The organism is Mixta sp. Marseille-Q2659 (assembly GCF_940807255.1).
Classification (GTDB): Bacteria; Pseudomonadota; Gammaproteobacteria; order Enterobacterales; family Enterobacteriaceae; genus Mixta.
Window position 1 is genome coordinate 39,641 of sequence record NZ_CALNWY010000023.1, and the last position, 23,138, is coordinate 62,778.

Sequence of the window (23,138 nt, forward strand, 5' to 3'; positions counted from 1 at the left end):
TCTTATTATGACTCGTTTTTACATAACGCCAGCCTGAGTGACTTTAAGCGTAATGCCCTTACGCTATAGGTTATGCGATGATTCTAAGCATAAGCTGAACAGATAATCCCTTTGAAGGCTAAGGCTGTTTATGTAACCGCTTTAATGCAGCCCGCTTATTTTCGCCTGAGATAACTATAACTTTCCCTCAATTGCGTTATGCAAATCTCATTTTAATAAGACTTTGTGAATTTCTTACAAAATTAACTATTGCAGTTCCTTTTTTCCACCTCTATTATTATCAGGCAGAACATTTCTCCCACCCAGTATATTTTGAGATTAGGACAATGAGCGAAGCACTTAAAATTCTGAACAATATCCGTACACTGCGCGCCCAGGCCAGAGAATGTACTCTGGAAACTCTGGAAGAAATGCTGGAGAAGCTGGAAGTTGTCGTTAATGAACGCCGTGAAGAAGAAAGTCAGGCACAGGCTGAAATTGAAGAACGCACGCGTAAACTTCAACAGTACCGTGAAATGCTGATCGCTGACGGTATTGATCCAAACGAACTGCTGCAAACTATGGCTGCGACTAAAACCAGCGGCAAAGCTAAACGCGCTGCCCGTCCGGCTAAATATAAATACGTCGATGAAAATGGCGAAAGTAAAACCTGGACCGGCCAGGGCCGTACTCCAGCGGTAATCAAGAAAGCCATTGAAGAGGAAGGCAAACAGCTGGACGATTTTCTGCTGTAATTCCTGTTCAGGGTGCTTCTCTTAACCCCATTTTGTTATGGGGTTTTTTATTGGTCATTTTTGGCGTTATTGTCACACCAGGCCACACCCATAAAAAAGGAAGCTCTCAGCTTCCTTTTTTATTTCCTTTTATCAGACCTTATAAAAGTCTCGATACCAGCTTACAAAGCGACTGATGCCCTCTTCCACGCCCGTTTGCGGTTTAAAGCCGATAACATCAAACAAAGCCTGCGTATCCGCGCTGGTTTCCAGCACGTCCCCTGGCTGCATAGGCAGCATATTTTTCTGTGCCTTCATTCCTAAAGCGTTTTCAAGCGCTTCAATATAAGCCATTAAGGTAACGGGCTGGCTGTTGCCGATATTATAAACGCGATAAGGCGCCGAACTGGTGGCAGGAGAACCGTCTTCTACCGTCCAGCTGCTATCTTTTTGCGGAATGACATCCTGCAACCGAAAGATTGATTCGGTAATATCATCGATATAAGTAAAATCTCTGCGCATTTCGCCATTGTTATATACGTCGATACTTTCGCCCGCGATTATAGCCCGGGTGAATTTAAACAACGCCATATCGGGGCGTCCCCACGGCCCATATACGGTAAAGAAACGCAGGCCGGTGGTAGGAATACCGTACAGATGCGAATAGGTATGAGACATTAACTCATTGGCCTTTTTTGTCGCCGCATAGAGCGAAACCGGATGGTCTACGCTGTCATCGGTAGAAAAAGGCATTTTACGGTTCAGCCCATAAACCGAGCTGGAAGAAGCATAGAGCAAATGCTCAATTTTATGGTGCCGACATCCCTCAAGAATATTAAGGTGCCCGATAAGGTTAGCATCTGCATAAGCATGCGGATTATCAATCGAATATCGAACGCCTGCCTGCGCACCCAGATGGATCACCCGCTGGAAACGATGCTGCGCAAACAATGATGCTATTGCTTCACGATCGGCTAAATCGCCTTCGATAAAGGTAAAATCTGGGGACGTAATTTGATTCAGGCGGGCACGTTTAAGATTTACATCATAATAATCATTCAGGTTGTCGAGACCGACAACCTGGTGACCGGCCGACAACAGGCGTTGGGTAACGTGAAAACCAATAAACCCTGCCGCGCCGGTAACCAGATAGTTCATATTTACCTCATTAATTATGCAATTTGAATAGACGCTCCGCGGCCAATTGCATAATAAACAAAACCGCGTTTGCTAATTCTTTCTGGATCATACAGGTTACGACCATCAAAAATCACGGGTTGTTTTAAGGCATTTTTAATAACGTCAAAGTCCGGCGCGCGGAAGTTTTGCCATTCAGTACAAATGACCAGCGCATCGGCACCCTGCAGAGCCGCTTCTTTAGTACCCATCAGTTTCAGCTCTGGGCGATGACCATAAATACGCTGCGCTTCATCCATTGCTTCAGGATCGAATGCCTGCACCGTCGCACCCGCAGCCCACAGCGTTTCCATCAGGACGCGGCTGGAAGCTTCACGCATATCATCGGTGTTAGGCTTAAAGGAGAGGCCCCACAGCGCGAAGGTTTTACCCTTCAGGTCTTCGCCAAAATGACGTTTGATAAAGCCAGGCAGCTTCATCTTTTGATCGTCATTGACATCTTCCACAGCCTGCAACAGGCGCGGTTTATAGCCAATGGTTTCAGCGGTGCGGATCAGCGCCTGAACATCTTTCGGGAAGCAAGAACCGCCATAGCCGCAGCCCGGATAGATAAAGTGGTAGCCGATACGGGAATCGGAACCGATGCCCTGACGCACTTTTTCAATATCCGCACCCAGACGCTCTGCAAGGTTCGAGATTTCATTCATAAAGCTGATTTTGGTGGCCAGCATGCAGTTCGCCGCATATTTGGTCAGCTCAGCGCTACGAATATCCATCAGGATCAGGCGATCGTGATTACGGTTGAACGGCTCATACAGCTCGCGCAGCAGCTCAACAACCTCATCGTTATCGGTACCGACAACAATACGCTCAGGACGCATACAGTCGTTAACCGCCGCGCCTTCCTTCAGGAATTCCGGATTGGAAACGACATCAAACGTCAGGTTAACGCCGCGCGCATTCAGGGTTTCCTGCATTACGCTACGCACGCGATCGGCGGTGCCGACCGGTACGGTAGACTTGTCCAGCACCACTTTATGCTCATCCATATGCTGAGCAATGGTGCGCGCTACCGCAGTAACATATTTCAGATCGGCAGAGCCATCTTCATCCGGCGGCGTACCCACGGCGATAAACTGCATGACGCCATGTTTTACGCCCTCTTCGGCGTTGGTGGTGAAGTTCAGGCGACCCGCTTCATAGTTTTGCTTAACCAGCGGCGTCAAACCTGGCTCATAAATGGGAATGATCCCTTTCTTCAGATTTTCGACTTTGTTTTCGTCGACATCAATACAAAGAACGTCATGTCCGACTTCGGCCAGTACCGCAGCCTGAACCAGACCCACATAGCCGATACCAAATACGGTGACTTTCATTGCGTTATCCTGTTGCTGTGTGAATTACTTTTTATTTTCAACTGTATCGTTCAGCCACTGTTTAAAATCATTGCCCAGTGACGGATGACGCAGACCATACTCAACAAAAGCCTGCATGTAGCCCAGCTTGTTGCCGCAGTCATGGCTCACGCCTTTCAGGTGGTAAGCTTCAACGGTTTCTTTTTCCATCAGCATGGCGATGGAGTCAGTCAGCTGAACTTCGCCGCCTGCGCCCGGAGGCGTTTTAGCCAGCAGTGGCCAAATGTCCGCAGAAAGTACGTAACGACCAACGACGGCCAGGTTCGATGGTGCTTCGTTCGCCTTCGGTTTTTCTACCACGCCCACCATTGGCGCGCTGTCGCCCGGCTGCAGTTCAGCGCCCTGGCAATCGACCACACCGTACGCAGTCACATCTGCCACCGGCTCAACCATAATCTGGCTACGGCCGCTTTCGTCGAAACGGTTCAGCATTTCAGCCAGGTTATCTTTGGTTGGATCGGATTCATATTCGTCGATGATAACGTCAGGCAGAATGACGGCAACCGGCTCATCGCCTACCAGCGGATGTGCGCACATTACCGCGTGGCCCAGGCCTTTCGCAATACCCTGACGCACCTGCATGATGGTCACGTGCGGCGGGCAAATAGACTGGATTTCGTCGAGCAGCTGGCGCTTAACGCGTTTTTCCAGCATCGCTTCCAGTTCAAAACTGGTATCAAAATGGTTCTCAATCGAGTTTTTTGACGAGTGCGTAACCAGCACAATCTCATTGATCCCGGCGGCGATACATTCGTTAACGACATACTGAATTAACGGCTTATCAACCAGCGGCAGCATTTCTTTCGGAATGGCCTTGGTAGCGGGCAGCATACGCGTCCCTAATCCGGCAACAGGGATTACCGCTTTTTTTACTTTTGACTTATAGGCAGACATTAAGATACCTCTCTTATAGGCCGTTCAAGTTAATACTTGATATGTCGATTTAAAAAACGAAACGAGTATATCAGTTCAGGGGCGCCGGATTTATCCTGGATAAGTTCTTTCCGGCGAAATTAAGATTATTACCCAAGTATAAAAGGTAGGCTAATGCCCGTGCGTCCATGCATAAATAAAAAGCATTCGCTTATTATTCAGGCGACAGCATCAGCCGCAGCCGCCCTCCATTTCCCCATACCTGACATTGCCAGGCATCGCCCTGCTGGTTAATTTGATTGAGGTGGGTACTTCCCAGCGTGCCTAAAGGCACACCATTACTAAGCTGTATTTCCTGGTCATTAATGTTCAGCGTTGCGTTTAAACCTGCTGAAACCAAAATCAGGTTTTTATAGGTTTGATGATAATAACCCACTAATAAAGGAAACTGCCCTTTCAGATTCGCCTGACGCAATAACAAATTAACCTGCTTAAGCACGCTGCTTAATTCAGGCAAACGCTGTTTTTGCCCTGAAAGCTGTTCCTGTAAAAGCCCATTGAATAACGCACGTAACAGCAGCGCCGCCAGTACGCCATTATCGCCGGCGCGGGTAACGTCAAGGCAATAAAACGCCAGATCTTTGTCTGATAAAGCGGCGATATCCAGGACCAGTCCAGGCTGTTCCGCCATGGTGAGCTGGCGATAATTAACGCGACAGTTGGCTATCACTTGCTGAACCGGTGGCTGAAGCTGTTTTAACAGTTTCGCTGCCGCATTCGGGTCGCTGACCAGGGCGTCCCAGTCCTGAAAAAGCTGTTCTTCCTCTTCCACCTGGGAGGTAAACATGGAGGGATAAAGACACTCATAGACCGCCTCACGCAGGCGCTCCATATCTTTTATCGGTTTGAGCAGCACATCCTGAACGCCAAGGCGCAGGACATGTGCAATGTCGGACATCTGCTCAGTGGCAGAAATCACCAGAATTGGAACCTGATTGCCGCGTGTACGTAAATGCTCCACTAACTTGATGCCATTCATGCGTGGCATTTCTAAATCGCAAATCAACAGATCGGGCTGATGAAAGCGCAACGTTTCGATAGCATCAAGACCATCGCTGGCTACCAGCAATGTAGCGCCCAGCGAATATAAGAAATTTTCCAGCAGGGAGCGGAAAACAACCTCATCCTCGACGATCAGGATCTGTTTTCCTGTTAATGGTTTTTCCATTGGTTTCCCCCGTAAGCCAGATAATTCAATAGTGATTCAAAAAACGCACTTGTGCCTGTCAGAATTGCCTGAAGTAACATGTGTGGTTGACCCATTTTCATTACCGGCTTCTTACTAACGGTATTAATTCATCCATTTTCTTCTCAACTGCAGCTTTTCCGGCTGCAATCGCTTCCTCTGCACGATGAAAATCAAGCGTACTGATTTGGGGACAATAGGGTTGTAATAATACATCCGGCGGGTCCCCCGCCATGCGGTTACGCTTCAGGCGATTCTCCAGTACCTGAATAGACGTGGTCATAATCTCCATCGCGCCTGGCGAAAGAGCGGTGCGCCGCTGGGTGATACGCTGAGCCAAACGCTGACGCAACATGGCGCGCCAGCCGATCTGCTCCTCCTCTGCAGCGGTCTGTACCGGCGTCGCCGATAACAAGTCCTGCTGCATAAGGTGCGCATCGTGCTGTAAATCAACGGCAATAACTATATCTGCGCCCAGCGCTCTGGTCAGTGATACAGGAACAGGATTAACTACCGCACCATCCACCAGCCAGTAACCGTTATGCCCGACGGGCGGCAACAGGCCTGGCATACTGCATGAAGCGCGAACCGCCTGATGCAAATCGCCCTCGGTTAGCCACAGCTCCCGACCGGTACTCAGATTGGTCGCAACCGCGCCAAAGCGAATATGACACTGTTCGATAGACTCATCGGGCATTAAGCGGCGGATATGGTTGAATACGCGATTCCCGCGCAGTAAACCGCCTCGTTGCCATGAAAAATCCATCAACCGAATCACATCCCAGTAGTTAAATGATCTTACCCACTTTTCCAGCAGCTTTAACCGCCCGGTAGCGCAAGCGGCGCCGACCAACGCACCAACAGAACAACCGGCAATCACATCGATACGAATTCCTGCGCGCACCAAAGCATCAATAACACCAATGTGAGCCCATCCTTTGGCAGCACCTGAACCTAACGCCAGTCCAATTTTTACTTGTCTCATTGCATTCCTGTTTTTACCCCGCTTAGCTGAATAGCGTTAAACGCCTGGGTCAGATAACATAGCGTAAAATAACGTCTTTAGCCCTGTAGATGCAAAACCTGGAGTTAACGTGTCTGAAAACTGTCCATGCTGTAGCGGATTGCAGTATAGCCTATGTTGCGGTCGCTATCTAAGTGGCGAACAATTCCCTGCCAGCCCGGAAGCCCTGATGCGCTCGCGCTATACGGCCTACTACCAACAAAACGCCGACTACTTATTAGCCACCTGGCACCGTTCGCATCGATCGTCGCAGCTGCGTCAGGCTTTATCTGAAAGTTTTAGCGATACGCAATGGCAAGGCTTGAGGATAATCGCCTGCGAAGCAGGAGCCAACGATAATGAAGCTTATGTGACATTTTGGGCACGATACGTCGAAAAGGATCGCTCAGATGCGATTCATGAACGCTCGCGCTTTGTCCGTGAGGATCAACGCTGGTACTATATTGACGGAACCGCACCACAGGTGGGTCGTAACGACCGCTGTCCCTGTGGCTCCGAAAAAAAATACAAAAAATGTTGCGGCCAGTAATGCTGGTGCCGTTCAGATTCACTGCAATCCCGCTTCGACAGGATCGATAATTCATGCAAGCGCAAAATTTACAACGCAAAGTACTACGAACTATTTGCCCTGATGCCAAGGGCCTTATCGCCAAGATCACTAACATTTGCTACAAGCACGAGCTGAACATCGTGCAGAACAATGAGTTTGTCGATCATCGCACCGGACGCTTTTTTATGCGTACCGAACTGGAAGGCATTTTTAACGACAACACGCTGCTTGCCGATCTGGACAGCGCGCTTCCACAGGGCTCCGTGCGCGAATTACAATGCGCCGGCCGTCGCCGCGTCGTTATTCTGGTTACTAAAGAAGCGCACTGCCTGGGCGATCTGCTGATGAAAAGCGCCTTTGGCGGGCTGGATATGGAGATCGCTGCGGTTATCGGCAACCACGATACGCTGCGCTCGCTGGTGGAACGCTTTGATATTCCTTTTGTGCTGGTCAGTCACGAAGGCCTGACGCGTGAAGAGCATGACAATAAAATGGCGGAGCAGATTGATCGTTATCAGCCGGATTATGTGGTGCTGGCAAAATATATGCGCGTGTTAACGCCCGCTTTCGTTCAGCGCTACCCTAACCAAATCATTAATATTCATCACTCGTTCCTGCCAGCGTTTATTGGCGCGCGTCCTTATCATCAGGCCTACGAGCGCGGCGTGAAGATCATCGGCGCCACGGCGCACTACGTTAACGACAACCTGGATGAAGGCCCGATCATCATGCAGGACGTGATTAACGTCGATCACAGTTACACCGCAGAAGAGATGATGCGTGCAGGACGCGATGTGGAAAAGAACGTGTTAAGCCGCGCGCTGTATAAAGTGCTGGGCCAGCGCGTCTTCGTTTACGGCAACCGCACCATTATTCTTTAAGAGGTTACGGCGTCGGTTGTTCAGCAAACCGGCGCCATGCGTAAAAATTCGGCGAACGAATCGCTTTTTCTGCCGGGGCGCTTTACAGCATCGATTCATTTGGTATGATGCGCCCCGCTTTCAGGCAATATTGTCCTGACCCGTGGTGGGATTCCCGAGCGGCCAAAGGGAGCAGACTGTAAATCTGCCGTCACAGACTTCGAAGGTTCGAATCCTTCTCCCACCACCACTCTTCTGTTAAGCACAGAAGTTATCCGGCAGGCACATTGGTTTTGTGCATCCGGTTCAGCTGAAAGCACTACTACATTTCTGAACTGTTTTATCTGGTGGGATTCCCGAGCGGCCAAAGGGAGCAGACTGTAAATCTGCCGTCACAGACTTCGAAGGTTCGAATCCTTCTCCCACCACCATCTTCCAGTAGTACACCCGTTTCAAACCCAACACTGAACACACATCTTCCCGTTGGGAGAAGGTGAGAAGCTTCGACAAGGTTCGCGTCGAGCTGCGCGAGACAACGTGCGCAGCATTCTCTTTTTCGTTCTGTTGCTTGCCGTGACATCATCAATACAACTCTGTTACCATCCCGCCATCTTTTTACCGTGCAGCTATGGCAATATGAAATTCATCTCCTTCAACATCAACGGGCTACGCGCTCGCCCTCATCAACTGGAAGCGATCATTCAGCAGCATAATCCCGACGTTATAGGCCTGCAGGAAACCAAGGTTCATGACGATATGTTTCCGCTGGAAGAAGTCAGCAAGCTGGGTTATCACGTTTTCTATCATGGGCAAAAAGGCCATTACGGCGTAGCGCTGCTGTCGCGCGACATGCCGCTTAGCGTACAGCGCGGTTTTCCTGACGATGGCGAAGAAGCACAGCGCCGCCTGATTATGGCGCAGATCCCGACGCCGTCCGGCAACGTTACCGTTATCAACGGCTATTTCCCGCAGGGTGAAAGCCGCGACCATCCCATCAAGTTTCCGGCCAAAGAGAAGTTTTATCGCGATCTGCAAAACTATCTGGAAACCCATTTGCAGGCGGATGACCGTGTATTAATCATGGGCGATATGAATATCAGCAGCAGCGATCTGGATATTGGTATCGGTGAAGATAGCCGCAAGCGTTGGCTGCGTAGCGGCAAATGTTCTTTCCTGCCGGAAGAGCGCGAATGGATGGATCGTTTGCTTAACTGGGGACTGGTGGATACCTGGCGCGCCGCGAACCCTGACTGCGCCGACCGCTTCTCCTGGTTCGATTATCGTTCGAAAGGGTTTGATGATAACCGTGGACTGCGCATCGATCTGCTGCTGGCGTCGCACGCACTCGCTGAGCGCTGTGTTGATACCGGCATTGATTATCAGATCCGCGCGATGGAAAAACCGTCCGATCACGCGCCGATTTGGGCGACGTTTGACCTGTAAACCGCAGGCGTTGCGGTATGCCGCAACGCCTGCGCTTATTTCACGATTCGCCAGATCAGGTTATTGGTGCCCAGCGATTTTTCGTCGCGCACGCACTGCAACAGCACACCTTCCGCTTTAACCACCGCGCCTTCCGAATAGCTACGGTTTTCATAGGTACAGCAACGCAAACAGGGCGGATTCTGCGAACGGTTTTGCCCCTGCGTCCAGACTTCGGGCGGCAGATCCACCACTACATCGCTGTTGATGCTGCTGCTTTCATCACCATGTCCGCTGTTATAATCGTGCCCGCTGTTATAACCGTGCCGCTGCGCCTGTGCTGTCGCGCTTAACAACAGCGCCAGCGTTACTCCCCAGACCCGTTTCATTTTTCGGTCTCCTTTTTTGTTTTTTTAGTGCGGCGTTTTTGATTCCCGGCAGGTGCCGCCACGCCACGAAAAGCGCGCGCCGAGCTTTGCTGGCGCGCCAGGGCAATTAAGTCATGCAGTGTCGCCACCAGAGGTTGCATAAAGTCTTGATAGCGACAGCCCTTTTCGCTGATTTTCGTCAGCGTTGACTCCCAGTGTGCCGTCATATCAGGACGCGCCGCCATTTCAGGCAGGGAGTGAATGAGCGCCCTGCCCGCTTCGGTTGCATGAATATAACGCCCCTTTTTGCTCAGAAATGAGCGTCGGAACAGCAGTTCTATAATGCCGGCCCGCGTCGCCTCCGTTCCTAAACCATCGGTCGCACGCAGGATTTTCTTTAGATCTTTATCCTGTACAAAACGGGCAATACCGGTCATGGCGGATAACAGCGTCGCATCGGTAAAAGGACGCGGCGGCTGCGTTTGCTTTTCCGCTATTTCGCCTTTTTCGCACAGCAGCTCATCGCCTTTGGCCACCACCGGCAGCGGCGTACCGTCATTCTCTTCATCCCGCTCTTTGCTGCCCAATAACGCACGCCAGCCAGCCTCCGCCAGAAAACGCGCTTTCGCAATAAATTTGCCGCCAGCAATATCAAGCTCAATAACACATTTGCGATAAACCGCATCCGGGCAGAACTGCATCAGATACTGACGCGCGATCAGACCATAAATATTGGCTTCGTTCTCGGTCAAATGTACGGTGCTGCTGCGAGCGGTAGGAATAATAGCGTGGTGAGCATCCACTTTTTTATCATCCCAGCAGCGGTTTTTACGATCGGTATCGAAATCGGCTGGCGTTTTCATCGCGGGCTGATGCACGCTAATTGCGTTTAATACTGCATGGCGACCCGCAAAATGTTCGTCCGGCAGATAACGGCTGTCGGATCGGGGATAGGTAATCAGCTTATGGGTTTCATACAGACGCTGGCAGGTATCCAGCACCGTCTGGGCGCTTAAACCAAAACGTCTGGCCGCTTCAATTTGCAGGCTGGAGAGCGAAAACGGCAGCGGCGCCGTATCGTTTTCCCGCCTGTCCTGATAGCCGGTTACCAGCGCAGGCTTGCCGCCGATACGCGCCAGCACATGTTCCGCCAGCGGCCGATGCAGCAGCCTGCCCTCTTCATCCTGCCAGGGTTCGCAAGCATCGCTGGGCTGCCAGAGCGCGATAAACCGCTCTTCTTTCGGCGTCACGATATGCGCTTTGACTTCGAAATAATCTTTCGGGATAAAGTTTTCAATCTCTTCATCGCGCCGCACCACCAGCCCCAAAACCGGCGTCTGTACGCGCCCGACGGAAAGCACGCCGTCGTAACCAGCATTGCGCCCTAACAGCGTCCAGGCGCGTGTCATATTAATGCCGTACAGCCAATCGGCGCGCGCACGCGCCAGGGCCGATACGCACAGCGGGATAAACTCTTTATTTTGCCGCAGGCGGCCAATCGCACGCTCAACGGCCTGCGGATTGAGATCGTTAATCAAACAGCGCTGGACGTTTTCCCGCTTAGCTGCGGGCAGCGCCAGATAGTCCAGCACCTCGTCGACCAACAGCTGTCCTTCGCGATCCGGGTCGCCCGCATGAATCACTTCATCAGCCTGCTCCAGCAGCTTTTTAATTACATTTAGCTGCTTCGCCACCGAAGGGCGCGGTTGCAGGCGCCACTTTTCCGGCACAATCGGCAGATCGGCCAGCGACCAGCGTGCATAGCGGCTGTCGTAGCTGTCAGGCTGCGCCTGCTCCAGCAGGTGACCAACGCACCAGGTAACAATTTGATCGTTGCCACAGGCGATATAGCCGTCACCGCGACGGTGCGGCTTCGGCAGGACATCAGCAATGGCGCGAGCCAGACTTGGCTTTTCAGCAATAAACAGGCGCATTAACGGGACAAAGCTCTCTCAGGGCAAAATTTCAATCAAAGGAAGGTTGGGCTGAGCGGGAAGCAATTCGCCGATCGCGCTAACGGAAAGCGCCAGATTTGCGGCCAGCGCCTGGAAATCAAACACGGCATCAGCGCGTACGGCCACCAGCAAACCGCCGGACGTTTGCGGATCGCATAAAAGCTGACGCTGGGCGTCGCTCATCGCGCCGATCAGGTGTCCATAGCTGGCGAAATTCCGTCCGGTACCGCCGGGCACGCAGCCTGCAGCGATATAATCATCCACGCCGGGCAGACGCGGTACGGCGGAATAGTGAATCTGCGCTCGTACGCCAGAACCCTGGCATATTTCGCTCAGATGGCCCAGCAGGCCAAAACCGGTCACATCGGTCATCGCCGTCACGCCAGGCAAACTGGCGAAATGCGCACCGGCGCTGTTTAGCTGGCACATAACGTCACGCGCCACGCCCTGGTGTTCCGGCTTTAGCTGCGATTTTTTCTCTGCGGTCGTTAACACGCCGACACCCAACGGCTTGGTTAAAAACAGCGTACAGCCAGCTTCCGCCGCGCTGTTTTTCTTCACCCGCTCGGTTGGCACGATGCCGGTCACCGCCAGGCCAAAAATCGGCTCCGGCGCATCGATGGAATGACCGCCAGCCAGCGCCATGCCGGCAGCATGACAAACGCTGCGCCCGCCTTCGATAACCTGCCGCGCAATATCCGGCGCCAGCTTGTCCAGCGGCCAGCCGAGAATTGCAATCGCCATAATCGGTTTCCCGCCCATCGCATAAATATCGCTGATGGCATTGGTAGCGGCGATCCGGCCAAAATCGAAAGGATCATCGACAATTGGCATAAAGAAGTCGGTGGTGCTGATGATGGCCGAGCCGTTACCGACATCATAGACGGCGGCATCATCACGCGTTTCATTTCCTACCAGCAGTTGCGGATCGCGAAAAGCGGTCAGCTCGCTATGCAGAATGGTTTCCAGCACCTGGGGAGAAATTTTACAGCCGCAGCCAGCGCCGTGGCTGTACTGGGTTAAACGAATTGTCTGCTTCATGGGTGACTCCTTCATCCGCATCACTGCTGCATATGGTAACGCGTTCACCCTGGCGTGATAAGCCATCCCTGAAATGGAGAGAATAAAAAGCAGGGCGAAAGCCTACCCTGCCAAAATAAACGCCTCCGGTCTGTCAGAAATAACTGACAAACGGAGCGGTATCGGGAGGTAATACCGTAGTGGAAGATTTTAGCTGCGGTGTGCCGAGATAGAGGAAACCAACAATCGCATCCTGCTCGCGGCAGTTAAAGGCCGCTCTGACGGCATCATTATCAGTCCATGCGCCGCTGCGCCAGATACCGTTAAAGCCCTGCGCGGCGGCGGCCATTTGCATCGCCATCACGGCGCAGCCCGCTGAAAGCAGCTGTTCCCAGCGCGGCACTTTATGATGTTCTTCGCAATGCGCTACAACCGTGATAATCATCGGCGCGCGAAACGGCGACTGTTTTGCCTTTTCAATCGCTTTCTCATCCATATTGCCGTCGCGCGCGGCCTGCTCTAACAGCGCACTGAAACGTTCAAGCCCCTGCTTTTCAATAATATGAAAGCGCCATGGCTGTAGCGTACCGTGATCCGGCGCGCGCATACCGGCACGCAAAATATTGTCCAGCGCCTCGCCCTGCGGGGCTGGCTCAGCTAAGCGCGACGCGGAACGGCGGTTAACCAGTAAATCCAGTGCATCCATTTATGCCTCCTGATAATGATTAGCATTCGTTGCAAACTAACACAGGCTGACGTTTTGTTACAGCCGCGCGCGATTTCCTGCTGACTTTTGCCCTACTGCTCTTTAGGATGTGGATGAAATTCTGGCAGAAAAGCTAATTTTCTGCGATCTGTCTGATGATTATGGAGAAAACATGCGCACGTTGTGGCGAATCATAACAGGCTTTTTTAAATGGACATGGCGGGTGCTGAACTTCATCCGTGAGTGCATCCTTAACTTATTCCTGATTTTCTTGCTGCTGGTTGGCGTCGGGATCTGGCTACAGGTTAAAAACGCCAGCGCGCCGGTTGAAGTGCCGCGCGGCGCGCTGAAAGTTGATCTTTCCGGCGTGGTGGTAGATAAGCCTTCAGTCAGCAATAAGCTGAGCAAAATCGGTCGCCAGCTGTTAGGTGCCAGCAGCGATCGTCTGAAAGAAAACTCACTGTTTGACGTGGTCGCCGCCATCAGGCAGGCCAAAGCGGATCAGAAAATTACCGGTATCGTGCTGGATCTGCGTAATTTTGCTGGCGCCGATCAGCCTTCTGCAATATATCGGCAAAGCGCTGCGGGAATTCCGCGACAGCGGCAAGCCGATTTATGCCAGCGGCGACAGCTACAGCCAGGCGCAATATTATCTGGCCAGCTTCGCCAATAAGATCTACCTGGCGCCACAGGGTACGGTCGATCTGCACGGCTTCGCCACTAATACGCTTTACTATAAAACCCTGCTCGACAAGCTGAAGGTCACCTCCCATGTGTTTCGCGTTGGCACCTACAAATCGGCCGTTGAGCCTTTCCTGCGCGATGATATGTCACCCGCCGCGCGCGAAGCGGACAGCCGTTGGGTTGGCGAGCTGTGGCAAAATTACCTGAACACCGTCGCCGCAAACCGCCAGATTACGCCGCAGCAGCTTTTCCCTGGCGCTCAGGGTTTGTTGAGCGGACTGCAAAAAACCGGCGGCGATACTGCGCTGTATGCGAAAGAGAATAAGCTGGTGGATCAGCTGGCGACGCGCGCTGAAACCGAGCAGCTGTTTGCCAAACAGTTTGGCTGGGACAAGCAGGATCAGGATTACAACGCCATCAGCATTTATGACTATCCGGTACAGGATCAGTCTCACCAGAACGGTAACATCGCGGTGATCCTGGCAACGGGCGCGATTATGGATGGCGAAGAAACGCCGGGCTCTGTTGGCGGCGATACTACCGCTGCGCAGATCCGCGAGGCGCGACTCGATCCTAATATTAAAGCAATTGTTTTTCGCGTTAACAGCCCTGGCGGCAGCGTAACCGCATCGGAAGTCGTGCGCCAGGAGCTGGCGGCGGCACGTGCGGCAGGCAAGCCGGTTGTGGTTTCTATGGGCGGCATGGCGGCCTCTGGCGGCTACTGGATTTCAACGCCGGCTAATTACATTATTGCCAGCCCATCAACGCTGACCGGCTCGATTGGCATTTTTGGCGTGATTAATACCGTTGAGAATTCGCTGGATGCTATTGGCGTCCATACCGATGGCGTGGCCACTTCGCCGCTGGCAGATGTCGCCAGCACAAAGGCGCTACCGCCCGAAGTGCAGCAGATGATGCAGCTCAGCATCGAAAACGGCTATCACAACTTTATCGGCCTGGTCGCCAAAGCCCGTCAGAAAACGCCTGAGCAGATCGATCAGATCGCTCAGGGCCACGTCTGGACAGGTGAAGATGCGAAGTCAAACGGGCTGGTTGATGCGCTGGGCGATTTCGACGATGCGGTGACCAAAGCGGCCGAGCTGGCAAAAGTGAAAGTAAAAGATGTTCAGCTGAACTGGTTTGCCGATGAACCCGCCTTTATCGATATGGTGCTGGGCCAGATGGATGCGTCGGTAAGCGCAATGCTGCCGGCCACGCTGAAAGCGTTACTGCCTGCGCCGATGGCGGATGTGGTGAGCGCGGTAAAACAGCAGCCTGGCCTGTTTGGTGAGTTGAACGATCCGCAAAACCGTTACGCTATCTGCCTGACCTGCGGCGAGATACGCTAACCTTTCAGCCCGACCAGTCTCTTGCTGGTCGGGCTGCTCTTCCCGATGCTTTACCGTATACTTGCGGTTTTACTCCTGAGCTGAGTCGCTTTTCATGCAGAAAAAGTCCATTTACGTTGCTTATACCGGCGGCACCATTGGTATGCAGCGCTCTGAGCAAGGCTATATTCCGGTTTCTGGTCATCTGCAACAGCAGCTGGCAGCGATGCCGGAATTCCATCGCCCTGAAATGCCTGGTTTTACGATTCATGAATATCAGCCGCTGATCGATTCCTCTGATATGACGCCGCAGGACTGGCAGGCTATCGCTGAGGATATTCAACGCAATTACGATCGCTATGATGGTTTTGTCATCCTGCATGGCACCGACACCATGGCGTTCACCGCTTCCGCCCTCTCTTTTATGCTGGAAAACCTGGCGAAGCCGGTAATTGTGACCGGGTCACAAATCCCGCTGGCGGAGCTGCGTTCCGACGGTCAGCAAAACCTGCTTAACGCGCTGTTCGTGGCGGCCAATTATCCAGTCAAAGAAGTTACGCTGTTTTTTAACAATACGCTTTATCGCGGCAACCGTACCACCAAAGCCCATGCGGATGGCTTTAATGCATTTGCCTCTCCTAATCTGCCGCCGCTGCTGGAAGCCGGTATCCATATTCGCCGCCTGAATACGCCGCCTGCGCCGCAGGGCGAAGGCGAACTTATCGTACATCCGATTACGCCGCAGCCAATTGGCGTCGTCACCATCTATCCGGGCATTTCAGCGGACGTGGTGCGTAACTTCCTGCGTCAGCCGGTAAAAGCGCTGATTTTACGTTCATACGGCGTTGGCAATGCGCCGCAGAACACTGAATTTTTGGCTGAACTGCGGGCGGCAGCGGATCGCGGCATCGTGGTCGTCAATCTGACGCAATGTATGTCAGGTAAAGTCAATATGGGCGGTTACGCAACCGGAAATGCGCTGGCGCATGCTGGCGTTATCGGCGGCTTTGATATGACGGTGGAAGCGACCCTTACCAAGCTGCACTATTTGCTCAGCCAGCCGTTAACCTGTGATGAAGTTCGGCGGCTGATGCAGGTAGATCTGCGCGGCGAGCTGACTTCTCATTAATCGCGGAGATCGTTATGACTCAGGCTCTGATCCTTATCGATTTGCAAAATGACTTTTGTCCCGGCGGCGCGCTGGCGGTAGACGACGGCGATGCAACGATAGCCGTGGCGAATCGGCTGGCAGCGGAGTTTCATCAGCGCGGCGAGCCGGTTATTGCGACGCAGGACTGGCATCCGGCCAGGCACGGCAGTTTTGCCTCCGTTTCTGGCGAAGCGGTGAATACGCTGGGCGAGTTGAACGGCCTGCCGCAGATTTGGTGGCCCGATCATGCCATCCAGCATACGCCAGGCGCAGATTTTCATCCGGCGCTGGATCGCACGCTGATTGATGCGGTATTTCATAAAGGCGAGCAGCCGGATATTGACAGCTATAGCGCCTTTTTCGATAACGGTCATCGTCGTCAAACCGGACTTGATGTCTGGCTACGCGAGCGGGGAATCACGCGCCTGGTGATGATGGGATTAGCTACCGATTACTGCGTGAAATTTAGCGTACTGGATGCGCTACAGCTGGGTTATGAAGTAGAAGTCATTGCCGAAGGCTGTCGCGGCGTCAATCTGCAGCCGCAGGACAGTGCGCAGGCATTAGCGGATATGGCGACCAGCGGCGCGCTGATCCGCCAGTAATCTGATTATCCCGCCAGCAGGCGGGATAATTATTGCAAAGTGATGCGCGTGACGTTGTCACCGATGCCGAACTCTTCCTTAAGCTCGCGTTTGGTGCGGGTAACCAGCTCACCGCCCTGCCCAATACTCATATGCTGTGGTTGATGGTTATGGCGCGCCTGCCACAGCATCACCAGCTGCATACAGTTCTCTTTTTGCTCTTCCGTCAGCGCCACGCCGTCCGGCCATTTGCCAATTTCCACCGCCGTGACCAGACGTTGGTAAATATCCGGCGTCATCGCCTCGACCATCGCATTGAGTTCAGATTTCATCGTCTTAACCTTTTATCTGATTGCCGTCATTATCGCTGAAGCTTAACGCGGCGGAGTTCACGCAGTAGCGCTCACCGGTCGGTTGCGGGCCATCCGGGAAAACATGACCCAGATGCGCATCGCAATTGCCGCAGCGAATTTCAATGCGTTGCATACCGTGCGAGTTATCTTCCAGATAGTGAATCGAGTCTTCGCTATAAGGCTGATAAAAGCTGGGCCAGCCGCAACCCGAATCATATTTAGTTTCGGATAAGAACAGCGGCGCGTTGCAAATCAGACAGTGATACAGGCCATCCGCTTTGTTATGCAGCAGAGCGCCGCTAAACGGCGGTTCGGTGCCGCGCTGCTGCGTGACATAAAGCTGCATTTCACTGAGCTGGTTATCCGGCGTACGATCATATTCTTTAGCCATTTTCGTCATCTCTGGCAGTGTTATTCTGAAAAAATCGGCTAGTATTCTAACAAACAGTTAACAATAACAGCTTACTATTTTGTGCGTGGCGAGCTTCCGGCATGACCGAACCGCCGAATTGTGACCAGGATCACTTTTCTACAGAAGCAGCCCTTTATATTCGGTCATCGAGACGCCAAACTCTTACTGGAGAATAGTCGCGGAAGCGAATTTTTACCCGGAAATTCCTGAGGACGGGTTTGATTTGTCGCAATAATTGACACGATTCCGCTTGACGCCTGGTAAGGATTTTGTAATTTTACAGCCAACCTTTTATTCACTAACAAATAGCTGGTGGAATATATGACTATCAAAGTAGGTATTAACGGTTTTGGTCGTATCGGTCGCATCGTTTTCCGTGCTGCGCAGCAGCGCTCTGACGTTGAAATCGTTGCAATCAACGATCTGCTGGACGCTGAATACATGGCGTACATGCTGAAATATGACTCAACGCATGGCCGTTTTGATGGCACCGTTGAAGTAAAAGACGGCGCGCTGATCGTTAACGGCAAAAAAATCCGTGTTACCTCTGAAAAAGACCCGGCTAACCTGAAGTGGGACGAAGTCGGTGTTGACGTAGTAGCAGAAGCAACCGGTATCTTCCTGACTGACGAAACCGCACGTAAACACATCACCGCTGGCGCGAAAAAAGTGGTTATGACCGGTCCGTCTAAAGATGACACCCCGATGTTTGTTCGTGGCGCTAACTTTGACAAATATGCTGGCCAGGACATCGTTTCCAACGCATCCTGCACCACTAACTGCCTGGCACCGCTGGCTAAAGTTATCAACGACAAATTCGGTATCGTTGAAGGCCTGATGACCACCGTTCACGCCACCACTGCAACGCAGAAAACCGTTGACGGCCCGTCTCACAAAGACTGGCGCGGCGGCCGTGGCGCGGCTCAGAACATTATCCCTTCCTCTACCGGTGCTGCTAAAGCAGTAGGTAAAGTTCTGCCGGAACTGAACGGCAAACTGACTGGTATGGCGTTCCGCGTTCCGACGCCGAACGTATCCGTTGTTGACCTGACCGTACGTCTGGAAAAAGCGGCTTCTTACAAAGAAATTTGTGAAGCAATCAAAGCCGCTTCTCAGGGCGACATGAAAGGCGTTCTGGGTTACACCGAAGATGCAGTAGTTTCTACCGATTTCAACGGCGAAACCCTGACTTCCGTGTTCGATGCCAGCGCAGGTATCGCTCTGAACGACAACTTCGTGAAACTGGTTTCCTGGTATGACAACGAAACTGGCTACTCTCACAAAGTTCTGGATCTGATCGCGCTGGTTGCTTCTAAATAAGCAGCGTTGACAGACTAAGCTTAGAGGGCGACTACGGTCGCCCTTTTTTATCGTCTGAATTCCAGCAAGGTAATATCATGACCGAAAAAATCTTTTCGCTTCCCGTGGTTAACCAGCTCTCCCCTTACCTGAGTCAGCGTCAGATCGGCGATCTGCCGGTCATTGTCGTCAATCATCCGAAAGTACGCGCCGCTATTACGCTGCAGGGCGCACAGCTGATCGCCTGGCAGCCGCACGGCGAACAACCGGTTATCTGGCTGAGCGAGAAAACGGCGTTTACCAGCGGTAAAGCGATTCGCGGCGGCGTGCCGATCTGCTGGCCCTGGTTTGGCCCGGCGGGCCAGCCGTCGCACGGTTTTGCCCGCAACCTGCCCTGGACGCTCTCTGCTCACGATGAAAACAGTGACAATGTTATGCTGACGCTGGTGCTTGAAAGCAATGAGCAAACCAAAGCGCTGTGGCCTCATGAGTTTACGCTGTTTGCCCGTTTTCGCCTGGGCGAGCATTGTGAAATTGAACTGGAAGCGCACGGCGACTATCAGTCCAGCGGCGCCCTGCACAGCTATTTCCAGGTTGCAGACATCAATCAGGTGGAAGTCAGCGGTCTGGGGACGCACTTTATCGATAAGGTTAACGACGGCGCAGAGGGTTCTTCGGTGGACGGTAAACAGCGTTATGCGGGACAGGTTGACCGTATTTACACGCAGCCGGAGGATTGCAGCCTGATTCATGATAAAGCAGGTCAGCGCATCCTTGAGATTTATCACCATCACCACAGCGATGTGGTGACATGGAATCCTGGCGTGGAATTATCCTGTAGCATGAGCGATATGGCCAATGAGGGTTTTCAAACCATGGTCTGCGTGGAAACGGCACGCATCAGCTCGCCCATGAAAAGCGCGCCGGAAAAACCTGCTCGTCTGGCTACCACGTTCCGCCTGCGGAAAAAACGCTAAGCCAGCTTCACCATGCTAAAAAAGCCGGGCAATTGCCCGGCTTTTTTCTACACAACGTCCAGCGGCTGTTTACTCTGCGGTGGCGGAAACAAACGATCCATTATCGTTAGCTGCTCGTCATTCAGCGTGATTGTCAGCGCGGCGGCATTTTCCTGCACATGTTTAATGCTGCTGGCTTTCGGAATCGCCATCACGCCTGGCCGACGAATAACCCAGGCCAACAGTAGCTGCGCGACGCTAATGCCCTGCTGCTGCGCCATAGCGTGCAATTCGGGGTGCGACATTAAATCATGACGCAGACGGCCTGCCTGAGCCAGCGGACAATAAGCCATTACCGGCAGATGGCGCGCTTCACAGGCGGGCAGCAGATCGAACTCAATGCCGCGTGAAGCCAGATGATACAGCACCTGATTGGCGGCGCAGGCGTTACCGCCCTGCTCCTGCCAGAGTTCCTGCATATCACCGAGATCAAAATTGGAGACGCCCCAGCGACGGATTTTCCCCTGCTGCTGCAGCTTTTCCATGGCGCTAATGGTTTCCTCAAGCGGAATATTACCGCGCCAGTGCAGCAGATAGAGATCGAGGTAGTCGGTTTGCAGGCGCTTCAGGCTGCGCTCGCAAGCCTCAATCGCTTCATCTGACCCGGCGTGCCAGGGATAAAACTTCGAAACCAGCCAGGCGCGATCCCGTCGTCCCTGCAGCGCTTCGCCAACTACCTTTTCAGCGCCGCCGTCCGCGTACATCTCAGCGGTATCAATGACCGTCAAGCCGCACTCAAGGCCTTCCTGCAAAGCGGCCACTTCCTGCTGGCGCAGGTCAGCTTTTTCACCCATGTACCAGGTGCCCTGGCCGATAGCGGGCAACATTAAATCCGGGGAAAATCGTACTTTTTTGCTCATGATCTCTCCTTGCACATTAAGCGAACCCTAATCAGGTGCAAACGGAGCGGTAAACGCCCCGTTTTAGCGCATCAGGTTAGAAGGTGTAACTGATGCCAGTCCAGGCCGTTAACTGAGAATCCTGATTTACCATCGGGCTGTCTTTAATCTCATCCGCCAGACGCGTATAGCGCGCATAAATGCCCGCGTTCCAGCGATCGGTCAGACGATAGTTGGCGCTTAGCTCCACATAGGGACTCCAGCTGTCGTCAGGCTGGTAACGGCTGATACCGGTACGCGCCGCTTCGTGACCGGAAACACCATAGTAATAGCGGTTCTGATTGGAACTGTTCCAGATGGCGCCAATTCCGGGCGTCACGCTAAAGCTGCCGAAATCGAAGCGATAGAGATATGAGAGATCCCAGACGATGCCATCGCTGTTATCCAGCACATCGCCAAGCAGATTGGTGCGCACGATACCCCAGTCAGCCAGATGGCGATACTCTACGCCGCCCATCAGCGTCATACGACGTTTATCCAGCCCTTTCATCGCACCCAGATCGTTATCGTCCGGGTCGTACTGTTGCGCCCAGCCGGCCAGGGTCAACGAGAGCTGATTTTGCGGATCTTTCCACAGGTAGTAACCGCCCTGTAATGAGCGCAGCCAGAAGCTATCGCCTTCATAATTAATGATCGGCACTGGCAGATAGCGATCCTGCCCGCCTTTATATGGGCTTTCTGCATAAATCACTGACGCGCCCAGCGTGAGCGGATGCGCCTGTTCCGCCTGAGCAAGGCCACATACAGGTAAAAGTAAAGCAAGGACGCTAATTTTGAATCGGTTCACAATATATTTCTTCCATAAATATAACAATCAAGGGCGTAGTTTAACGCCATTATGCGACAGGTTTAAATTTTAATAGATTTGGTCATAACTGGAAGTAGGTTTTAAGTGCTTACGCCAGCCGTAAGTGGCTTATTTACAAAATCGCCACAGGCCGCGCCCTGCAAGGGCAATCTTTATTACCAGGCCAACTTTCCTATTGAAATTAAATAGCATTAAAGAAATTTTCTGAAATGCCATCTACAGTTAAAAGTAACCTATGTGATTCGTTCGAGCAGAGTAACCATCAGATCTGTGTACCCCGATAAAAATACGTCAGGTTGGCATAAGGGTTGCTGTACTCATAAGAGAATATCTTCCGGGAGCTGATACACCTTTTATAACGCTTCCATTACCTGTGCTAAAAAAGAAAGGACGGGCATCGCTATGAATATATTCGATCACTATCGTCAGCGTTATGAAGCTGCCAAGGACGAAGAGTTCACACTGCAGGAATTTCTTGCTACCTGTAAGCAGGATCGCAGTGCATACGCCAACGCGGCAGAAAGACTATTAATGGCTATCGGTGAGCCAGTAATGGTCGATACTGCCCAGGAGCCTCGCCTTTCCCGACTGTTCTCAAACCGTGTTATCGCACGCTATCCGGCCTTCGAAGAGTTTTACGGTATGGAAGAGGCGATTGAACAAATCGTTTCTTATCTGAAGCATGCCGCTCAGGGCCTGGAAGAGAAGAAACAGATCCTGTACCTGTTAGGGCCGGTCGGCGGCGGTAAATCTTCGCTGGCCGAACGTCTAAAATCACTGATGCAGCGCGTACCAATTTACGTCCTGAGCGCGGATGGCGAACGCAGCCCGGTGAACGATCATCCGCTGTGCCTGTTTAACCCACAGGAGGATGCCAATATTCTTGAAAAAGAGTATGGCGTGCCGCGTCGTTACCTGGGCACCATCATGTCGCCATGGGCAGCCAAGCGGCTACATGAGTTCGGCGGCGATATCACCCGCTTTAAAGTGGTGAAAGTCTGGCCGTCGATACTGGAACAGCTGGCTATCGCCAAAACCGAACCTGGCGATGAAAACAACCAGGATATTTCCGCGCTGGTGGGTAAAGTGGATATCCGTAAGCTGGAAAACCACGCGCAAAACGATCCTGACGCCTATGGCTATTCCGGTGCGCTCTGCCGCGCTAACCAGGGCATTATGGAGTTCGTTGAGATGTTTAAAGCGCCAATTAAGGTGCTGCATCCGCTGCTTACCGCCACCCAGGAAGGGAACTACAACGGCACAGAAGGCATCTCCGCCCTGCCGTTTAACGGCATTATCCTGGCGCACTCCAACGA

22 protein-coding genes, 2 tRNA genes and 1 pseudogene are annotated in these 23,138 nt (G+C 52.5%); 12 read left to right on the forward strand and 13 right to left on the reverse strand.

Annotation, left to right across the window (positions count from 1 at the left end; genetic code table 11):
• Window positions 1–326: 326 nt before the first annotated feature.
• A complete protein-coding gene (gene hns / locus P3C52_RS15330; RefSeq protein ID WP_085071573.1) occupies window positions 327–734 on the forward strand; it encodes a histone-like nucleoid-structuring protein H-NS in 408 nt (135 codons plus the stop codon).
• A 132-nt stretch (window positions 735–866) separates the two neighbouring features.
• On the opposite strand, the gene P3C52_RS15335 is transcribed toward hns, so the two are convergent.
• From P3C52_RS15335 to rssA, 5 genes are all read right to left on the reverse strand, one after another.
• On the reverse strand, window positions 867–1,871 hold the full coding sequence (locus P3C52_RS15335; protein ID WP_275555833.1) for an NAD-dependent epimerase: 1,005 nt from the start codon (window positions 1,869–1,871) through the stop codon (window positions 867–869).
• A gap of 14 nt (window positions 1,872–1,885) precedes the next feature.
• Window positions 1,886–3,226, reverse strand: a complete 1,341-nt coding sequence (locus tag P3C52_RS15340; RefSeq protein ID WP_275555834.1) for a UDP-glucose/GDP-mannose dehydrogenase family protein — start codon at window positions 3,224–3,226, stop codon at window positions 1,886–1,888.
• 24 nt (window positions 3,227–3,250) lie between these two features.
• Complete coding sequence (gene galU, locus P3C52_RS15345; protein ID WP_275555835.1) at window positions 3,251–4,159, reverse strand: UTP--glucose-1-phosphate uridylyltransferase GalU; 909 nt, start codon at window positions 4,157–4,159, stop codon at window positions 3,251–3,253.
• 193 nt (window positions 4,160–4,352) lie between these two features.
• Window positions 4,353–5,366 carry a two-component system response regulator RssB gene (gene rssB, locus P3C52_RS15350; RefSeq protein WP_275555836.1) on the reverse strand — a complete coding sequence of 338 codons (1,014 nt, stop codon included), beginning with the start codon at window positions 5,364–5,366 and terminating at the stop codon, window positions 4,353–4,355.
• A gap of 100 nt (window positions 5,367–5,466) precedes the next feature.
• Window positions 5,467–6,369: a patatin-like phospholipase RssA gene (gene rssA / locus P3C52_RS15355; RefSeq protein WP_275555837.1), complete on the reverse strand. Its 903-nt coding sequence runs from the start codon at window positions 6,367–6,369 to the stop codon at window positions 5,467–5,469.
• A gap of 109 nt (window positions 6,370–6,478) precedes the next feature.
• Between rssA and P3C52_RS15360 the strand changes: the two genes are divergently transcribed.
• From P3C52_RS15360 to xthA, 5 genes are all read left to right on the forward strand, one after another.
• Entirely contained in the window at window positions 6,479–6,937 is a 459-nt protein-coding gene (locus P3C52_RS15360) for a YchJ family protein (RefSeq protein WP_275555838.1), read from the forward strand.
• Between the two features lie 53 nt (window positions 6,938–6,990).
• On the forward strand, window positions 6,991–7,839 hold the full coding sequence (gene purU, locus P3C52_RS15365) for a formyltetrahydrofolate deformylase (RefSeq protein WP_275555839.1): 849 nt from the start codon (window positions 6,991–6,993) through the stop codon (window positions 7,837–7,839).
• Window positions 7,840–7,983: 144 nt separating this feature from the next.
• A tRNA-Tyr gene (locus P3C52_RS15370) sits at window positions 7,984–8,068 on the forward strand.
• A 96-nt stretch (window positions 8,069–8,164) separates the two neighbouring features.
• Window positions 8,165–8,249, forward strand: a tRNA-Tyr gene (locus P3C52_RS15375).
• 205 nt (window positions 8,250–8,454) lie between these two features.
• Complete coding sequence (xthA, locus tag P3C52_RS15380; protein ID WP_275555840.1) at window positions 8,455–9,261, forward strand: exodeoxyribonuclease III; 807 nt, start codon at window positions 8,455–8,457, stop codon at window positions 9,259–9,261.
• 35 nt (window positions 9,262–9,296) lie between these two features.
• On the opposite strand, the gene P3C52_RS15385 is transcribed toward xthA, so the two are convergent.
• The 4 genes from P3C52_RS15385 to P3C52_RS15400 all read right to left on the reverse strand — a co-directional run bounded on the left by P3C52_RS15385 (window position 9,297) and on the right by P3C52_RS15400 (window position 13,289).
• On the reverse strand, window positions 9,297–9,629 hold the full coding sequence (locus tag P3C52_RS15385) for a YnjH family protein (protein WP_275555841.1): 333 nt from the start codon (window positions 9,627–9,629) through the stop codon (window positions 9,297–9,299).
• On the reverse strand, window positions 9,626–11,542 hold the full coding sequence (locus P3C52_RS15390; RefSeq protein ID WP_275555842.1) for a DNA topoisomerase III: 1,917 nt from the start codon (window positions 11,540–11,542) through the stop codon (window positions 9,626–9,628). Before P3C52_RS15390 ends, P3C52_RS15385 begins: the two co-directional genes overlap by 4 nt.
• An 18-nt stretch (window positions 11,543–11,560) precedes the next feature.
• The gene (gene selD, locus P3C52_RS15395; RefSeq protein WP_275555843.1) at window positions 11,561–12,604 is read right to left on the reverse strand and encodes a selenide, water dikinase SelD; all 1,044 of its coding nucleotides are present in this window, start codon (window positions 12,602–12,604) and stop codon (window positions 11,561–11,563) included.
• Between the two features lie 133 nt (window positions 12,605–12,737).
• Window positions 12,738–13,289 (reverse strand): NAD(P)H nitroreductase, encoded by a 552-nt coding sequence (locus tag P3C52_RS15400; protein ID WP_275555844.1) that lies wholly within the window; start codon window positions 13,287–13,289, stop codon window positions 12,738–12,740.
• Window positions 13,290–13,461: 172 nt separating this feature from the next.
• On the opposite strand from P3C52_RS15400, the pseudogene sppA reads away from it, so the two are divergent.
• The 3 genes and pseudogenes from sppA to pncA all read left to right on the forward strand — a co-directional run bounded on the left by sppA (window position 13,462) and on the right by pncA (window position 17,056).
• Window positions 13,462–15,322 (forward strand): annotated as a pseudogene (gene sppA, locus P3C52_RS15405) (signal peptide peptidase SppA).
• Between the two features lie 94 nt (window positions 15,323–15,416).
• Complete coding sequence (ansA, locus tag P3C52_RS15410) at window positions 15,417–16,430, forward strand: asparaginase (RefSeq protein WP_275555845.1); 1,014 nt, start codon at window positions 15,417–15,419, stop codon at window positions 16,428–16,430.
• A 14-nt stretch (window positions 16,431–16,444) separates the two neighbouring features.
• The gene (gene pncA, locus P3C52_RS15415; protein ID WP_275555846.1) at window positions 16,445–17,056 is read left to right on the forward strand and encodes a bifunctional nicotinamidase/pyrazinamidase; all 612 of its coding nucleotides are present in this window, start codon (window positions 16,445–16,447) and stop codon (window positions 17,054–17,056) included.
• Window positions 17,057–17,085: 29 nt separating this feature from the next.
• Here pncA and P3C52_RS15420 read toward each other — a convergent pair whose 3' ends face one another.
• Window positions 17,086–17,367: a DUF1315 family protein gene (locus tag P3C52_RS15420; RefSeq protein ID WP_275555847.1), complete on the reverse strand. Its 282-nt coding sequence runs from the start codon at window positions 17,365–17,367 to the stop codon at window positions 17,086–17,088.
• Window positions 17,368–17,371: 4 nt separating this feature from the next.
• A complete protein-coding gene (gene msrB / locus P3C52_RS15425) occupies window positions 17,372–17,779 on the reverse strand; it encodes a peptide-methionine (R)-S-oxide reductase MsrB (protein WP_275555848.1) in 408 nt (135 codons plus the stop codon).
• Window positions 17,780–18,121: 342 nt separating this feature from the next.
• Here msrB and gapA point away from each other — a divergent pair, with 342 nt between their 5' ends.
• Together gapA and P3C52_RS15435 are read left to right on the forward strand one after the other, a co-directional pair.
• Window positions 18,122–19,120, forward strand: a complete 999-nt coding sequence (gene gapA / locus P3C52_RS15430; RefSeq protein ID WP_275555849.1) for a glyceraldehyde-3-phosphate dehydrogenase — start codon at window positions 18,122–18,124, stop codon at window positions 19,118–19,120.
• Between the two features lie 77 nt (window positions 19,121–19,197).
• Entirely contained in the window at window positions 19,198–20,076 is an 879-nt protein-coding gene (locus tag P3C52_RS15435) for a D-hexose-6-phosphate mutarotase (protein WP_275555850.1), read from the forward strand.
• Window positions 20,077–20,123: 47 nt separating this feature from the next.
• Here P3C52_RS15435 and P3C52_RS15440 read toward each other — a convergent pair whose 3' ends face one another.
• Both P3C52_RS15440 and P3C52_RS15445 read right to left on the reverse strand, forming a co-directional pair.
• Window positions 20,124–20,975, reverse strand: coding sequence for an aldo/keto reductase (locus P3C52_RS15440; protein ID WP_275555851.1), 852 nt, complete (start codon window positions 20,973–20,975; stop codon window positions 20,124–20,126).
• Between the two features lie 76 nt (window positions 20,976–21,051).
• Window positions 21,052–21,801 (reverse strand): MipA/OmpV family protein, encoded by a 750-nt coding sequence (locus tag P3C52_RS15445; RefSeq protein ID WP_275555852.1) that lies wholly within the window; start codon window positions 21,799–21,801, stop codon window positions 21,052–21,054.
• A gap of 423 nt (window positions 21,802–22,224) precedes the next feature.
• Here P3C52_RS15445 and P3C52_RS15450 point away from each other — a divergent pair.
• Window positions 22,225–23,138 (forward strand): PrkA family serine protein kinase (locus tag P3C52_RS15450; RefSeq protein WP_275555853.1); only part of this gene is annotated, 914 nt, incomplete at its 3' end.

Coding starts and splice junctions, on each gene's coding strand:
- P3C52_RS15440 (WP_275555851.1), bottom strand. CDS start 20,975: ATGAGCAAAAAAGTACGATTTTCCCCGGATTTAATGTTGCCCGCTATC.
- selD (WP_275555843.1), bottom strand. CDS start 12,604: ATGAAGCAGACAATTCGTTTAACCCAGTACAGCCACGGCGCTGGCTGC.
- P3C52_RS15400 (WP_275555844.1), bottom strand. CDS start 13,289: ATGGATGCACTGGATTTACTGGTTAACCGCCGTTCCGCGTCGCGCTTA.
- P3C52_RS15435 (WP_275555850.1), top strand. CDS start 19,198: ATGACCGAAAAAATCTTTTCGCTTCCCGTGGTTAACCAGCTCTCCCCT.
- gapA (WP_275555849.1), top strand. CDS start 18,122: ATGACTATCAAAGTAGGTATTAACGGTTTTGGTCGTATCGGTCGCATC.
- P3C52_RS15335 (WP_275555833.1), bottom strand. CDS start 1,871: ATGAACTATCTGGTTACCGGCGCGGCAGGGTTTATTGGTTTTCACGTT.
- hns (WP_085071573.1), top strand. CDS start 327: ATGAGCGAAGCACTTAAAATTCTGAACAATATCCGTACACTGCGCGCC.
- galU (WP_275555835.1), bottom strand. CDS start 4,159: ATGTCTGCCTATAAGTCAAAAGTAAAAAAAGCGGTAATCCCTGTTGCC.
- pncA (WP_275555846.1), top strand. CDS start 16,445: ATGACTCAGGCTCTGATCCTTATCGATTTGCAAAATGACTTTTGTCCC.
- msrB (WP_275555848.1), bottom strand. CDS start 17,779: ATGGCTAAAGAATATGATCGTACGCCGGATAACCAGCTCAGTGAAATG.
- P3C52_RS15385 (WP_275555841.1), bottom strand. CDS start 9,629: ATGAAACGGGTCTGGGGAGTAACGCTGGCGCTGTTGTTAAGCGCGACA.
- purU (WP_275555839.1), top strand. CDS start 6,991: ATGCAAGCGCAAAATTTACAACGCAAAGTACTACGAACTATTTGCCCT.
- xthA (WP_275555840.1), top strand. CDS start 8,455: ATGAAATTCATCTCCTTCAACATCAACGGGCTACGCGCTCGCCCTCAT.
- P3C52_RS15390 (WP_275555842.1), bottom strand. CDS start 11,542: ATGCGCCTGTTTATTGCTGAAAAGCCAAGTCTGGCTCGCGCCATTGCT.
- rssB (WP_275555836.1), bottom strand. CDS start 5,366: ATGGAAAAACCATTAACAGGAAAACAGATCCTGATCGTCGAGGATGAG.
- P3C52_RS15420 (WP_275555847.1), bottom strand. CDS start 17,367: ATGAAATCTGAACTCAATGCGATGGTCGAGGCGATGACGCCGGATATT.
- ansA (WP_275555845.1), top strand. CDS start 15,417: ATGCAGAAAAAGTCCATTTACGTTGCTTATACCGGCGGCACCATTGGT.
- P3C52_RS15340 (WP_275555834.1), bottom strand. CDS start 3,226: ATGAAAGTCACCGTATTTGGTATCGGCTATGTGGGTCTGGTTCAGGCT.
- rssA (WP_275555837.1), bottom strand. CDS start 6,369: ATGAGACAAGTAAAAATTGGACTGGCGTTAGGTTCAGGTGCTGCCAAA.